This is a genomic window from Kitasatospora sp. NPDC048545, from assembly GCF_040651155.1.
Lineage (GTDB): Bacteria > Actinomycetota > Actinomycetes > Streptomycetales > Streptomycetaceae > Kitasatospora.
The window spans coordinates 47,855-60,814 of sequence record NZ_JBEZIQ010000018.1 but is presented as its reverse complement, the minus strand read 5'-3'; the positions used below and the strand labels follow the sequence as shown (position 1 = coordinate 60,814).

Below are 12,960 nucleotides of genomic sequence, written 5' to 3'. Positions count from 1 at the left end.
GGTCAGGTGGTGGCGGACGCGCCGGTGGCGCTCCGGTACCAGTCGGCGTACCGCCGCACGCCTTCGGTGAAGTTGGTCTGCGGCGACCAGCCGAGCAGTCGTTTGGCCTGGGCGGAGGAGATCCGCCGCCCGGTGTAGTCGGCCTTCCGGCCGCCGATGTGCTCGATGCTGACGGGTCCGAGCAGGTCGTCGACGGTGTCGGCGATGTCGCGCACGGACACGGCCGTGGACCCCTCCAGGGCGAAGGTCTGGTCCTCGGCGGCGGGGGACAGGGCCCGGACGTGGGCGTCGGCGAGGTCCTCGACGTAGACGAAGTTGCGGCTCTGCCGCCCGTCGCCGGCGATGGTGATGGGCCGTCCGGCCAGCGCGGCCTGGACGAACCGGGCGACGACGAGTTCGTCGCGCATCCGGGGACCGTACGGGATGCCGTAGCGCAGGATGGTGAAGTGCTGCCCGTACAGCTCGCGGTAGCTGTGCACCAGCATCTCGGCGGAGAGCTTGGTGGCAACGTACAGGTGGCCGCTGTGCTCCAGCTCGATCGGCACGTGCTCGTCCAGTTCCTGCTCCTCGCCGCCGAGTTGCTCGCCGGCGAGGGCGGCGCCGTAGACCCAGACGGTGCTGGCGAGCACGGTCCGGCTGAGTCCGCTGCGCCGGGCGGCCTCCAGGACGGCCTCGGTGCCGTCGATGTTGGTCCGCACGGCCCTGACCGGGTCGGCGGAGATCTGTTCGACGTCGGCCATCGCGGCGAGGTGGTAGACCACCTCGCTGCCCGCGAGCGCGGAGGTGAGGGCCTTCAGGTCGAGGACGTCGATCCGCGCGTGTTCGGCGTCGGGGTTGAGGTACTTGTCGGTGGTGTCCACCGCGAGGACTTCGTGGCCGGCCGCGACCAGGTGGTCGACGACGTGTGAGCCGATGAATCCGCAGCCCCCGGTGACGGCTATCCGCACGTTCTTGCTCCCTTCGCTCGCGGCCGGTTATCGGGCCGGCCGCCGGTGCACGGCCGAGACGGCCTCGATGACCTGCTCCGCCTCGTCCTCCGTCATGTCGGAGTGCACCGGCAGGCAGACCTGCCGGGCGCAGACGTCCTCGGCGACGGGCAGCGGTCCGCGCCGGTACGGGGCGAACACGGGCTGCAGGTGCAGCGGCAGGTCGTAGACCTCGCCGGACAGCCGCACGCCGTGCTCCTCGGCGACCGCCCGCTTGAACGCCGCGCGGTCGGTGCCGGGCGGCAGCAGCGCCACGTACTTGTAGTAGTTGCCGCGGCACCCGGGCGGTTCGAGCACCGGCTGCGGACCGTCAGGTCCGGCCAGCGCCTCGTCGTAGCGGCGGGCGACGGCCCGGCGGGTCTCGATGAACTCCTTGAGCCGGCGCAGGTGCACCGCGCCGACCGCCGCGTGGAGCTCGCTCATCCGCCAGGAGTAGCCGAGCAGCACGTGGTGGTTGGTGGTGAAGGAGCCCTTGCCCTGGTCGCGGTAGATCCGGGCCTCGTCGCGCAGGTCCGGCGACTCGGTGAGGATCATGCCGCCCTCGCCGCTGGTGGTGACCTTGGTCGGGTAGAAGGAGAACGCCGCGGCCAGCCCGAAGGTCCCGGCGGCGCGTCCGTTGACGCTGCTGCCGTGGGCGTGGGCGGCGTCCTCGACCAGCGGGACGCCGTGCCGGTCGCAGAGCGCCCGCAGGGCGTCGACCTGCGGGGTGACCAGCCCGCCGATGTGGACCAGGACGACGGCTGCGGTGTCCGGGGTGAGGGCCGCCGCGAGGGTCTCGGGGGAGAGCGCGAGGGTGGCCGGGTCGACGTCGGCGAACACCGGGCGCCCGCCCGCGTGGACCACCGCGCCGGCGGTCGCGTAGAAGGAGACGGCGGGGACGACCACGTCGCGGCCCCGGACGTCGACGGTGCGCAGGATCACCTCCAGCGCGGCTGTGCCGCTGCTCACCGCGACGGCGTGCGAGGCGCCGTGTTCGGCGGCGAAGGCCTGCTCGAAGCGTTCGGTCCACGGACCGAGGGTGAGGGCGCCGGTGGTGAGCATCTCGGTCACCGCCTCGGCGACGGCAGCGCGGTCGCTCTCGTCGAACACGATGCGGGCGGCTGGAACGCCCATGGGGCACCTCCGGCGGCGGGCTGCGCGAGCAGCACCGATCGGGTCGGATCCTCCCGAACCGCACGGAAAGCGGTCGGGTCAGGCACATCACGCTACTTCGCCCGGCCGGGTCGCGGCCCGTCGTCGCCGCCCGCACGGGTGATCCGGCTGCTTCCTCCGCAGGTAGGAGGGCTACTCCCGATGCGGGGCGTGCGCTCCTCCGAACGGGGGAGGGCCGTACTGCGTCCGCAGTACGCAAACGGCCTGCACCGGGACGACGACGGAGCAGGGGCCGGCGATCAAGGATTGGTCACGCTGCGGCGGACCGCGTCCCCGGGGGACGTACGGCCCGCCCGCAGCGCGCCCGTACCGCGAAAACCGCATCCGAAGGAGTCCGCTCTCCCGTGGCCACGTTCCTCTACCGCCTGGGCCGATGGGCCTTCGTCCGGCGCCGGCTGGTGACCTTCCTCTGGGTCGCCGTGCTGGCGGTCGGCGGAGTCCTGGCGGCCAAGGCCCCCGCCGCCCCCGACGACGGCTTCGCGATGCCCGGCACGGACGCGCAGAAGGCCTTCGATCTGATGAACGAGCGCTTCCCCGGCGGGCACGCCGACGGCGCCTCGGCCCGGCTGGTGTTCGTCGCCCCCTCCGGTCAGAAGATCACCGCCGGGCCCAACCAGCAGGCGGTCGAGCGGACGGTCGACGAGCTCGTCCACGCCGAGCAGGTCACCGCGGCGGTCAGCCCGTACAAGGCCGGCGCCGTCTCCAAGGACGGCACCACCGCGTACGCGACCGTGAGCTACTCCGCCAAGGCGGGCGAGCTCTCCAAGGGCGCCACCGACGCGCTGGAGCAGGCCGCCCGGCACGGCCGGGACGCCGGGCTGAATGTCGAGGTCGGCGGCAACGCGCTGATGGCCAAGCCCGACGCGGGCGGCAGCAGCGAGGCGATCGGCATGGCGCTGTCCGCCGTCGTCCTGGTGATCACCTTCGGCTCGCTGGTCGCGGCCGGCCTGCCGCTGCTCACCGCGATCGTCGGCGTCGGCCTCGGCATGGCGCTGATCACCGCCCTCGGCAGCACCCTCGGCCTGTCCGGCACCACCGGCACGCTCGCCATGATGCTCGGCCTCGCGGTCGGCATCGACTACGCGGTCTTCATCGTCTCCCGCTACCGGGCCGAGCTCACCGAGGGCCGGACGCCCCAGGAGGCGGCAGGCCGGGCCGTCGGCACCGCCGGGTCCGCGGTGGTGTTCGCCGGCCTCACCGTGGTGATCGCCCTCGCCGGGCTCTCCGTGGTCGGCATCCCGATCCTGGCCAAGATGGGCATGGCCGCCGCCGGGACGGTCGTCATCGCCGTGCTGGTCGCGCTCACCCTGGTCCCGGCGCTGCTCGGCTTCCTCGGCCGCAAGGTGCTGCCGCGCAAGGCCCGCAAGGCTGGCGGCGACCCGGCGCGCGCGGCGGCGAAGGAGAACGGCGGTGCCCGCTGGGCCCGGTTCGTGCTGCGCCGCCCGCTCGCGGTGCTGCTGGGCGGTGTGATCGGCCTCGGCGTGCTCGCGGCGCCCGCGCTGGACCTGCGGCTCGGCCTGCCCGGTGACGAGGCCAAGCCGACCTCCACCACCCAGCGCCGCGCCTACGACCTGCTCTCCGAGGGCTTCGGCCCGGGCTTCAACGGCCCGCTGACCGTCCTGGTGGACGCCAAGGGCGTCGCTGACCCGAAGGCGGCGGCGGACGCGGTGTCCAAGAAGCTCGCCGCCCTGTCGGGCGTCGTCACCGTGGCACCGCCGATCTTCAACAAGGCCGGTGACACGGCGCTGCTCAACGCGATACCGGCGACCGGCCCGAGCGAGGCCGAGACCAAGGACATCGTGCACGTCATCCGCGGTGACGCGGCCGCCCTGAAGTCGGCCACCGGCGCGACGGTCCTGGTGAGCGGTACGACGGCGATGAACATCGACGTCTCGCAGAAGCTCACGGACGCGCTGCTGCCCTACCTCGCCGTGGTGGTCGGCCTCGCCGTCCTGCTGCTGCTGGTGGTCTTCCGCTCCGTGTCGGTCCCGCTGAAGGCGGCGCTCGGCTTCCTGCTCTCGGTGGCCGCCGCCCTCGGCGCCGTGGTCGCGGTCTTCCAGTGGGGCTGGCTGGCCGACCTGATCGGCGTGGAGCAGACCGGTCCGGTGATGAGCATGATGCCGATCTTCATGATCGGTGTGGTCTTCGGCCTCGCCATGGACTACGAGGTGTTCCTGGTCACCCGGATCCGGGAGGCCTTCGTCCACGGGGAGGAGCCCGACCAGGCGATCGTCACGGGCTTCCGGCACAACGCCCGGGTGGTCACCGCCGCCGCGTTCATCATGATCGCCGTCTTCGCGGGGTTCATCGGGATGAGCGAGCCGATGATCAAGATGATGGGCCTGGGGCTCGCCACGGCCGTCGCCTTCGATGCCTTCGTCGTCCGGATGACCATCGTCCCCGCCGTCCTCGCCCTGCTCGGCCGCCGCGCCTGGTGGCTGCCGCGGCGACTGGACCGGCTGGTACCCGACGTGGACGTCGAGGGCAGCAAGCTGCAGACGCTCGCCCCCGAACCGGCCCCGCCCCGGGAGTCGGTCACGGTCTGACGGCCTCGCGGTAGCGCTCGTCCAGGCAACGGAACGGGCCCGCCGGGCCGGGCGGACAACGCCCGGCCCGGCACCGGCCGACTCGGACACCGGTTCGAGCACCTGCCGTTACCGTTGCTGTCGGGGGCCGCCGCCCGTGCGGAGGCCCCGACCCGGCCCGCCGCCCCCACGGAGGCGGCACGGCACGAACTGGCGGAGCCCGGCGAGGGTGCGGCCAGGGCACCCCGACCCTCAGGGCACCCCACCCCAGGGCCTCCGTTCCCCTGGGGCCCCGACCCGGAGAGCACGAGCATGACCACCACCTGGCAGCGCCTGCGCCGCGACCACCCCCGGCTGCTCGACGCCGTCGGCGGAGCGGCGATGATCACGGTCACCGCGCTCGGCGCCACCATCGACCAGACCGGCGGCCACCTCACCCCGTTCGACCCGACCACCGGCGTCATCGCAATGGTCTCCGCCGCCGCCGTGTTCGCCCACCGCCGCCACCCGCGCGCGGTGGTCGCGGTCACGCTGCTCTGCACGATGACGCTCGCCTGGGCCAGCCCCCGGCTCACCCCCACGCTGGCCACCCCACTGCTGCTCGCCCTCTACTTCCTCGCCATGCGCACCGACCGCGCCACCGCGCTGCGCGCCTCGATCGCCACCGCCGTCCTGCTCACCGGGATATCGCTGCTGTTCGGCTCCGGCGGCCCGATCGGCGAACGCCTCGGCGTCCTCGCCTGGGCCCTGCTGCCCGGCGCCATCGGCGACTCCGTCCGCAACCGCCGCGCCCACCTCGCGGCCATCGAGGAACGCGCCGAACGCGCCGAACGCACCCGGGAGGAGGAGGCCCTGCGCCGGGTCGCCGACGAGCGGATCCGGATCGCCCGTGACCTGCACGACGTGGTCGCCCACCACATCGCCCTCGCCAACGCCCAGGCCGGCATCGCCGTGCACCTCATGGACAACCACCCCGTCCAGGCCCGCGAGGTGCTCAGCCACATCACCGACGCGACCGGCTCGGCCCTGCAGGAGCTGCGCGCCACCGTCGGCCTGCTGCGCCGCGCGGAGGAGCCCGCCCCGCTCGAACCCACCCCGGGCCTCGACCGGCTGCCCGAACTGATCGGCTCCTTCGAGCGGGCCGGACTGCCGGTCCGGCTCACCGTCCGGGGCGAGCCCCGGCCGCTGTCGCCCGGGGTCGACCTCACCGCCTTCCGGATCGTCCAGGAGTCGCTGACCAACATCGCCAAGCACGCGCACGGCGCCGACGCCGAGATCACCCTCGCCTACAGCGGCAGCCGGGTCTCGGTCAGCGTCGCCAACGGCCGTCCGACCGCGACCGGGCGCCCCCGCGCCGCGCCGCTGCCCCAGCCCGTCCCGGGCGAGAGCGGCTTCGGCCTGATCGGCATGCGCGAGCGGGCCGGCGCGGTCGGCGGCCGGCTCAGCGCCGACCCGCGGTCCGACGGCGGCTACCTGGTCACCGCCGAGCTGCCGCTGCGCACCGGAGCCCGTGACGACGGCCCCGCCCGCTCGGGCGCGGTCGACGGGCCCGGGACCGAGCACCGGGCCGGGGCAGGGGCCGGGGGACAAGATCACGCCGTTCGGGGAACCGGCCTCGCCTCCCTGTGCGGCCCCCGCACGGCGCGCGCCGCCCGTACGCACGAAGCCGAAGGACCGGACCGCGCCACCCGGCCGGCCCGCGCCGCCCGAGAGGACAGGGACCACGCATGACCATCCGGGTACTGCTCGCCGACGACCAGGCACTGCTGCGCGGAGCCTTCCGGATGCTGATCGACGCGGAGGAGGACATGGAGGTGGTCGGCGAGGCCGCCGACGGGCGCGAGGCCGTCGAGCTGGCCCGGGCCACCCGGCCCGACGTCGTGCTGATGGACATCCGGATGCCCGGTGCCGACGGCCTCGGCGCCACCGCCGCGATCTGCGGGGACGAGGAGCTCTCCGGCACCCGGGTGCTCATCCTCACCACCTTCGAGATCGACGAGTACGTCGCCCAGGCGCTGCGCGCGGGCGCCGGCGGCTTCCTCGGCAAGGGCGCCGACCCGAAGGAACTGCTCGCCGCCGTGCGCACCGTGGCGGCCGGCGACGCCTTGCTCTCGCCCGCCGCGACCCGGGCCGTGATCGACCGGCTCCTGGCCCAGCCCGACCGCGGCGCCGGCGGTGCGGCGAGCGAGCGGCTGGCCGTCCTCACCGCCCGCGAGCGCGAGGTGATGTCGATGGCCGCCACCGGCCTCACCAACGAGGAGATCGCGGAGCGGATGTTCGTCAGCCCCTTCACCGTCCGCACCCACGTGCACCGGGCGATGTCCAAGCTCGACGCCCGGGACCGCGCCCAACTCGTCGCGATCGCCTACCAGTCCGGCCTGGTCCCGCCCGGCCGCCCGTCCTGACCGCGACGGGCGGCCGGTACCGGGGCGACCCGGACCGTACGGGGGCGGACCGGGGTCGGGCAGGACCGGCCGACTCGCGCCATTTGGGCCGATTGTGGACTGAGGGTTCGTCATATTTCCGCGCTGGAAAGCGATCAAGTTCCTGGCCTGGCCGAAAACCGCCTCCGAACTGGTGTATCGGCGAGTAGTCTGCCGATGACTCAGAATGAGGAGGATGTTCGTGGAAACCAAGGACACGGCAGGCGAGGTGCGGATTCTCCAGCCGTTGCCCGGGCGTACGGCGGACGAATCGCAGGCGTTCGACACTCGGCTCGCGCGTTTGCTCCGCCTGCTCGGGGCCGAGGTCGCACCTGGACCCGACTACCAGAGTTCGGCTCGATGGGAGGTCCACAAGGCGGTAGCCGGACGGTCCGAGCTGCCCGAGGAGTACTTCGAGGCACTGCTGGAGGCGGCGGTTCACGACCCCAACCCGAGCTTCAACCGGCGCTTCGTCGAGCCCGCCCTGCTCGCCTTCGGGCAGCGCCGGGTCCGCCTCGCCCTGCTGGGTTGCCTCCGTACCGGCACCAACCCGGAGCGGGCGGGAGCCGCGCGGGCCTGGTACTGGACGGCCCTGTCGGTCGGGGACGGCAGCAACGGCGCCGCCGCCGACGAAGGCGCGAGCGTGCGGGACACCTGGTACGAGACCGCGCTGCGGGAGTTCGTGGCCAACCAGGACCTGGACGTCCGCCGCTGCATCCTCCCCGGCCTCCCGCTCGTGCTCCGCGCCTACCCGGCGGAGCTGCACGGCCTGGTCGAGGCGGCGGTCGCGATCGCCCGCTCGCACCCCGACGAGTACATCCGGCACCGCGCCGAGATCCAGGTCGGCCTCTGACTGCAGGACGTCCACGCTCCGGGTGCACACGTCGACGCGTGCGCCCGGAGCGGCATTTCCCGCCCGGCCGATCAATTCGCCCACGATTCGGCGAATCGCGCGCCAACCGGCTTTCTCCGCCCCCGATTCGTGAACTCGCCGTCCGGTCATGACAATTCCGGTCGACCGCCGACGAACCCGGGGCCCTGCCGTCATGGCGGGATGACCGAAGACCTGAAGCCCGCGGCCAGGACGACCGGGCCTGTCGACGTCTGACTCCTCGAAACCGCCGGCATCCGTCCGCTCGAAACCCCCGCACCGCCCCTCCCCGAGACCGAGCGGGCCGCGATGGACCGTGCCAGGGCGCAGGTCGTCCGGGCCGACCCCGGGCTCTTCGGCGGGCCGGTCGCCGCCTGCACCGGTCTCGTGCAGGACGGCCCCGACACGCTCGCCGTGAACTGGGCGCGGATCGGCTACCGCCGCTTCGCCCCGCGCCTCGTCCCGGGCGCCACCAGCCGGGTGGGCTCGCTGTACGTCGCCGTCGTCCAACTCGCCGACGACGGCCGGATCCTGATCGGCTCGCCGACCGAGGCCGCCGCCCTCCCCGGCCCGCACGCGGACCTCCTCGGGCCGGCGCTGCGCCGCCTCTTCGCCGGTCGAGTGCTTCGGGCGGACGCCGGAACGCCTGGGGCACCAGGATGCGGGTTCGCCGGGCCGCCGGTACGCCGAGCCCCGCCCGCGGGAGGGCGACCCGGAGGGCCGTCGTCGGTGCCGGCGGGGCGCGGTCGACCCTACGGTCGGTGCGCGCGGCCGACGCGACTCACTTCGCGTTCAGGACGGTGAGGATGAAGTGGTCGCCGGCCACGACCTGCGACGACGAGGCGCTGCCCTGGACCGCGGCGGCCGAGGTGATCGCCAGGCCCGCGGCGGCGGGGGCGGCGGTCGCGACCGTGGTGATGACGAGACGGCCGATCAACGTGCGCTTCATCGCTGCTCCTTGAGACGGCTGACGCATCGTCCAACGACATTGCGGCGCGGTGTGGCCGCAAACGTAGCGAGCCGAGCCGATGCTCTCGCGGCGCACGAGCTGCGGTAGCTTCTGCCACTCACGGTCGTGTCGGTGGTCGCGCGGGAAGGCGGCAAGTTCGACTTCCCGCACAGCCACCCGGGGTGTTCGGTGCCCGGGGTGGGGGCCGATTCGAGGTGTCCGAGGCCGAGACTGCCGCCGGTGGCCGGGCAGGCCACACGCCTCATGGGTCACGGCTCAGAGCTTGCGGGCCACTGCTCCGTACATGCTCACGCGCTCGGCGCCCGCCGTCGGGGGAGTGTCGGGGCGCCAGAGCGGGACGGTGACCACGCCCGGGTCGAGGAGGTCGAGGCCGTCGAAGAAGGCGTGCACCTCGGCCCGGCTGCGGCCGACCAGCGGGGCGGTGGCCTTGTCGTAGACACCGGTGACGCGGTCGCGGACCGCGGCCGGGATGAAGTCGGCGGTGCCGTGGGAGAGGACGAGGTGGCTGCCGGAGGGCAGGGCGTCCAGCAGGGTGGCCACGGCCCGGTACGGCTCGTCCTCGTCGCGCAGGAAGTGGAGGACGGCGGCGAGGACGAGGCCGACGGGGCGCGAGAAGTCGAGGAGGTCTGCGGCGCGGACGGTATCCAGCAGGGGCTCGGGCTGTCGCAGGTCGGCCTGGATGACGGTGGTGCGGCCGTGGCCCGCGCCGGCCATCAGGGCGCGGGCGTGGCTGAGCACGATCGGGTCGTTGTCGACGTAGACGACGCGGGCGTCCGGGTCGGCGGCCTGGGCGATCTCGTGGGTGTTGCCGGCCGTCGGGATGCCGGTGCCGATGTCGAGGAACTGGTCGGTGCCGAGGTCGGCGACGCAGCGCACGGCGCGGGTCAGGAAGCCCCGGTTGGCGCGGGCGGTGGACCGGAACTCGGGGTTGGCGGCGAGGGCCTTCTCGGCGGCGGCGCGGTCTGCGGGGAAGTTGTCCTTCCCGCCGAGGTAGTAGTCGTACATCCGGGCCGGATGCGGGATGTCGGGCCGCAGGTCGGCCGCGGCTCCGGCCCCGCCGGGTGCCCACATGTCCTCGTATCCCACGGCTGCCGCCCTTCGCCCGGACACTTTGCCCGCAAAAGTCTGATGATCCACTCACGGCCTTGCTGGCGGACAGCCTAAAGGCCGGGTCAAGGCGCCGGTGCCGGTAGGTCGGGTCGCCCCCATATATCCCTTTCGTCGTCCCATGCGCCCCACGCGGCCCCGGGTGGCACCGGGCGGGCGCACCGCCGACGTCACGAGGCCCCGGGCGCCGCTCGCACCCGCCGCTCGCCGCCGCCGCGCACACCCGCGTCCCACCGTGCGGCCCTGCCCGTCCCGGCGGAGGATGGGAGCCTCGGGGCAGTGGCACATCGGGCGACGGGAGGTCCCGGCCGTGGTGATCGCAATGGCAGACATCCGCGAGTGGCGCGGCCACTCCGTGGTCGACCAGAAGAGCCGCCGCATCGGCTCGCTGGAGTCCGTCTACGTCGAGACGGTCAGCGACGAGGCGTTCTTCGCCACCGTGACGGTCGGCTGGGCCGGGCGCCGCCGCCTGGTGTTCGTCCCGCTGGAGGGGGCCGTGGTCGGGCCGGACTACGTCCGGGTGGCGTACGGGCGGAACCAGGTCAAGCAGGCGCCGGCGATCGGTACCGACGACGTCCTGCCCGCCGAGGACGAGCCCGCGGTGTTCGCGCACTACGAGCTTCCGTACGCGACCGGCGCCGGTGGCGAGCGCCGCCTCGCCCGTCGCTGAGGGGGCGCGGGGTGGTGCGGTCGCCACGGTCTCGGTCCACCGGGGAATGAATACCCCACCGGGTACACTTGTCCATCGACAGTCGATGTGAAAGGCGGCCCCGACATGCAGGTGGACGAGGAGGCGGTCGGTGCGGTCCTGAACCGGCTGCGTCGCGCCCAGGGCCAGTTGGCCGGAGTGATCGCGATGATCGAGGCGGGCCGGGACTGCAAGGACGTGGTCACCCAGCTCGCCGCCGTCTCGCGCGCCCTTGACCGGGCCGGGTTCAAGATCGTCGCCAGCGGCATGCGCCAGTGCATGGCCGTCGCCGACGAGGAGGCCCCGCCGATGAGCGAGGCCGAGCTGGAGAAGCTGTTCCTCGCCCTGGCCTGACGCGCCGGCCTGCTCTGCCCTGGCCTGACGCCCTGGCCTGACGCGCTGGCCTGCTCTGCCCTGGCCGCCTGATGCGCCGGCCTGCTCTGCCCTGGCCTGACGCCCTGCCCTGGCGGCCCGGCTCGGCGTGTCCTCCGAGAGGCGCGAACGAGCCTGGTTGCACGTACCGGAGGGTCGCGACGGTTCATCCGTCGCGGCCCTCTTCGCGTGCCCGCTGAAGTTCCCGTGCCGCCCGATGACCCGTCACGCATCGTTCATGTCCCGGTCGCTGGCTTCCGGGTGAATGAGGCCGCCCGCAGTTGTACAGCCAACTGTGCGGACAGCCCGCAACTGCCCGTACAGCCGACCGCGGTGAACCCTCCCTCCCTGACTCCGTGACCAGCCGTAACCGACCCCGTGAACCGTCCCCCGGCGGACCGGGCCCCGGGCGCGGCGGACAGGACAATCGTGGCCGCAGGCAGCGCCCTGACCCTCACCTCATCCTCCGACCCCACCGAAGGCGACCGGCTCACCTTCCACTGGAGCACCGACGCGCCCGACGCCAAGAACTGGGTCGGCATCTACGACGGCAGCCGTCAGCCCGGCACCGGATCCTCGCTGCTGTGGAAGTACACCCCGGACGCCGCCGGTGACGTCCAGCTCGACACCTCCGCGCTGACCGGCGGCCCGTACACCGCCTACCTGCTCGCCAAGGACGGCTACGGCATCCTCGCCCAGACCGCCCCGTTCAGCTTCCGCCCCAAGCCCGCGGTCGTCCGCCCGCACGCCGCCGTCGACGCCCTCACCGCCACGCCGGTTGCCCCGGGCGCCGCCGTGCAGGTCAAGCTCGGCGGCCTCTGGTCCCGCCCGGCCGGCAACGTGCCCGGCTCCGCGACCTTCCGCAAGGTCAGCGGCCCGGCCTGGGCGTCCGTCAGCGCCGACGGCACGCTCACCGGCACCGCGCCCGCCACCACGGGCAGGAACCCCGAGGTGGTCGTCGTCGGCGTCAAGGACGGCGCGGGCGCCGTCGACACCGTCACCGTGCTGGTACCCGTCGTCGACCCGGCGGCCAAGCCCCGCCTCAAGGCCGCCAGTTGGAACCTGCACAACGCGGGCGCGGCCTACACCGACGCGCTGGAGAAGCAGCTGCGCGTGGTCCTCGCCCAGGGCCTGGACGTACTCGCCCTCCAGGAGACAGCGGGGGAGCGCGCCAGGACCCTGGCCGACGCCCTCGGCTGGTACGCCTACCAGAGCCCCGGCAGTGTCGGCATCCTCAGCCGCCACCCGCTCGCCGACATCACCCCGCCGACCGCCGACCTGCCCGCCGCCGCGGCCACCCTCCAGCTGCCCGGCGGCCGTGCCGTCCGCTTCTGGGCCGCCCACCTGGACGAGGCGGGCTACGGCCCGTACGCGGTGCAGGACGGCGGCACCGCCGCCCAGGCCGTGGCCGCCGAGAACGGCTCGCTGCGGCTGAAGCAGGCCAAGGCGCTCGCCGCCGCCGTGCGCGCGGACGCCGCCCGGGGCGTCCCGGTCGTCCTGGCCGGCGCGCTCTCCTCGCCCTCCCACCTGGACTGGACGGCCGCCACCGCCGCCGCGCACGGTGGGATCGGCCCGCTCGACTGGCCGGTCACCGTGGCGCTGCAGGCCGCCGGACTGACCGACACCTTCCGCGAGGAGAACCGCGACCCGGCCAAGGCCCCGGGCGCCACCTGGTCGCCCACCCGCAAGCGGCGCGGCGACCGGCCGGAGCCGCAAGACCGGATCGACTACGTGCAGTACGCCGGCCCGCTGAAGCTGGTGGAGGCGCACACCCTGGTCGCCGACTGGCCGCAGCCCGAGCCGAACGCGGCCGGCAACGAGTGGCCGTCCGACACCGCCGCCGCCGTCGCCACCTTCCAGCTCTGA

At 73.8% G+C, this 12,960-nt stretch carries 11 protein-coding genes; 7 read left to right on the top strand and 4 right to left on the bottom strand.

What is annotated here, in order from left to right:
• Positions 1–2: 2 nt before the first annotated feature.
• Complete coding sequence (locus tag AB0D10_RS18835) at positions 3–947, bottom strand: NAD-dependent epimerase/dehydratase family protein (protein WP_360257433.1); 945 nt, start codon at positions 945–947, stop codon at positions 3–5.
• A 27-nt stretch (positions 948–974) separates the two neighbouring features.
• Positions 975–2,099 (bottom strand): DegT/DnrJ/EryC1/StrS family aminotransferase, encoded by a 1,125-nt coding sequence (locus tag AB0D10_RS18830; RefSeq protein ID WP_360257431.1) that lies wholly within the window; start codon positions 2,097–2,099, stop codon positions 975–977.
• A 383-nt stretch (positions 2,100–2,482) separates the two neighbouring features.
• On the opposite strand from AB0D10_RS18830, the gene AB0D10_RS18825 reads away from it, so the two are divergent.
• The 4 genes from AB0D10_RS18825 to AB0D10_RS18810 all read left to right on the top strand — a co-directional run bounded on the left by AB0D10_RS18825 (position 2,483) and on the right by AB0D10_RS18810 (position 7,939).
• Positions 2,483–4,684: an MMPL family transporter gene (locus AB0D10_RS18825; RefSeq protein WP_360257429.1), complete on the top strand. Its 2,202-nt coding sequence runs from the start codon at positions 2,483–2,485 to the stop codon at positions 4,682–4,684.
• A 291-nt stretch (positions 4,685–4,975) separates the two neighbouring features.
• On the top strand, positions 4,976–6,394 hold the full coding sequence (locus tag AB0D10_RS18820) for a sensor histidine kinase (protein ID WP_360257427.1): 1,419 nt from the start codon (positions 4,976–4,978) through the stop codon (positions 6,392–6,394).
• Positions 6,391–7,068 carry a response regulator transcription factor gene (locus AB0D10_RS18815; RefSeq protein ID WP_360257424.1) on the top strand — a complete coding sequence of 226 codons (678 nt, stop codon included), beginning with the start codon at positions 6,391–6,393 and terminating at the stop codon, positions 7,066–7,068. Before AB0D10_RS18820 ends, AB0D10_RS18815 begins: the two co-directional genes overlap by 4 nt.
• A 220-nt stretch (positions 7,069–7,288) precedes the next feature.
• The gene (locus AB0D10_RS18810) at positions 7,289–7,939 is read left to right on the top strand and encodes a hypothetical protein (RefSeq protein ID WP_360257421.1); all 651 of its coding nucleotides are present in this window, start codon (positions 7,289–7,291) and stop codon (positions 7,937–7,939) included.
• A gap of 799 nt (positions 7,940–8,738) precedes the next feature.
• Here AB0D10_RS18810 and AB0D10_RS18805 read toward each other — a convergent pair.
• On the bottom strand, positions 8,739–8,906 hold the full coding sequence (locus AB0D10_RS18805) for a hypothetical protein (protein ID WP_360257419.1): 168 nt from the start codon (positions 8,904–8,906) through the stop codon (positions 8,739–8,741).
• Positions 8,907–9,182: 276 nt separating this feature from the next.
• Positions 9,183–9,998, bottom strand: a complete 816-nt coding sequence (locus AB0D10_RS18800; protein ID WP_360257653.1) for an SAM-dependent methyltransferase — start codon at positions 9,996–9,998, stop codon at positions 9,183–9,185.
• A gap of 349 nt (positions 9,999–10,347) precedes the next feature.
• On the opposite strand from AB0D10_RS18800, the gene AB0D10_RS18795 reads away from it, so the two are divergent.
• The 3 genes from AB0D10_RS18795 to AB0D10_RS18785 all read left to right on the top strand — a co-directional run bounded on the left by AB0D10_RS18795 (position 10,348) and on the right by AB0D10_RS18785 (position 12,960).
• Positions 10,348–10,704 (top strand): PRC-barrel domain-containing protein, encoded by a 357-nt coding sequence (locus AB0D10_RS18795; RefSeq protein ID WP_360257417.1) that lies wholly within the window; start codon positions 10,348–10,350, stop codon positions 10,702–10,704.
• A 105-nt stretch (positions 10,705–10,809) separates the two neighbouring features.
• A complete protein-coding gene (locus AB0D10_RS18790) occupies positions 10,810–11,076 on the top strand; it encodes a metal-sensitive transcriptional regulator (RefSeq protein WP_360257415.1) in 267 nt (88 codons plus the stop codon).
• Between the two features lie 447 nt (positions 11,077–11,523).
• Positions 11,524–12,960 (top strand): endonuclease/exonuclease/phosphatase family protein, encoded by a 1,437-nt coding sequence (locus AB0D10_RS18785; protein ID WP_360257412.1) that lies wholly within the window; start codon positions 11,524–11,526, stop codon positions 12,958–12,960.

What these genes read in the sequence shown, in the direction of transcription:
- AB0D10_RS18805 (WP_360257419.1), bottom strand. Translation starts at nt 8,906, where the DNA reads ATGAAGCGCACGTTGATCGGCCGTCTCGTCATCACCACGGTCGCGACC.
- AB0D10_RS18815 (WP_360257424.1), top strand. Translation starts at nt 6,391, where the DNA reads ATGACCATCCGGGTACTGCTCGCCGACGACCAGGCACTGCTGCGCGGA.
- AB0D10_RS18800 (WP_360257653.1), bottom strand. Translation starts at nt 9,998, where the DNA reads ATGTGGGCACCCGGCGGGGCCGGAGCCGCGGCCGACCTGCGGCCCGAC.
- AB0D10_RS18790 (WP_360257415.1), top strand. Translation starts at nt 10,810, where the DNA reads ATGCAGGTGGACGAGGAGGCGGTCGGTGCGGTCCTGAACCGGCTGCGT.
- AB0D10_RS18830 (WP_360257431.1), bottom strand. Translation starts at nt 2,099, where the DNA reads ATGGGCGTTCCAGCCGCCCGCATCGTGTTCGACGAGAGCGACCGCGCT.
- AB0D10_RS18820 (WP_360257427.1), top strand. Translation starts at nt 4,976, where the DNA reads ATGACCACCACCTGGCAGCGCCTGCGCCGCGACCACCCCCGGCTGCTC.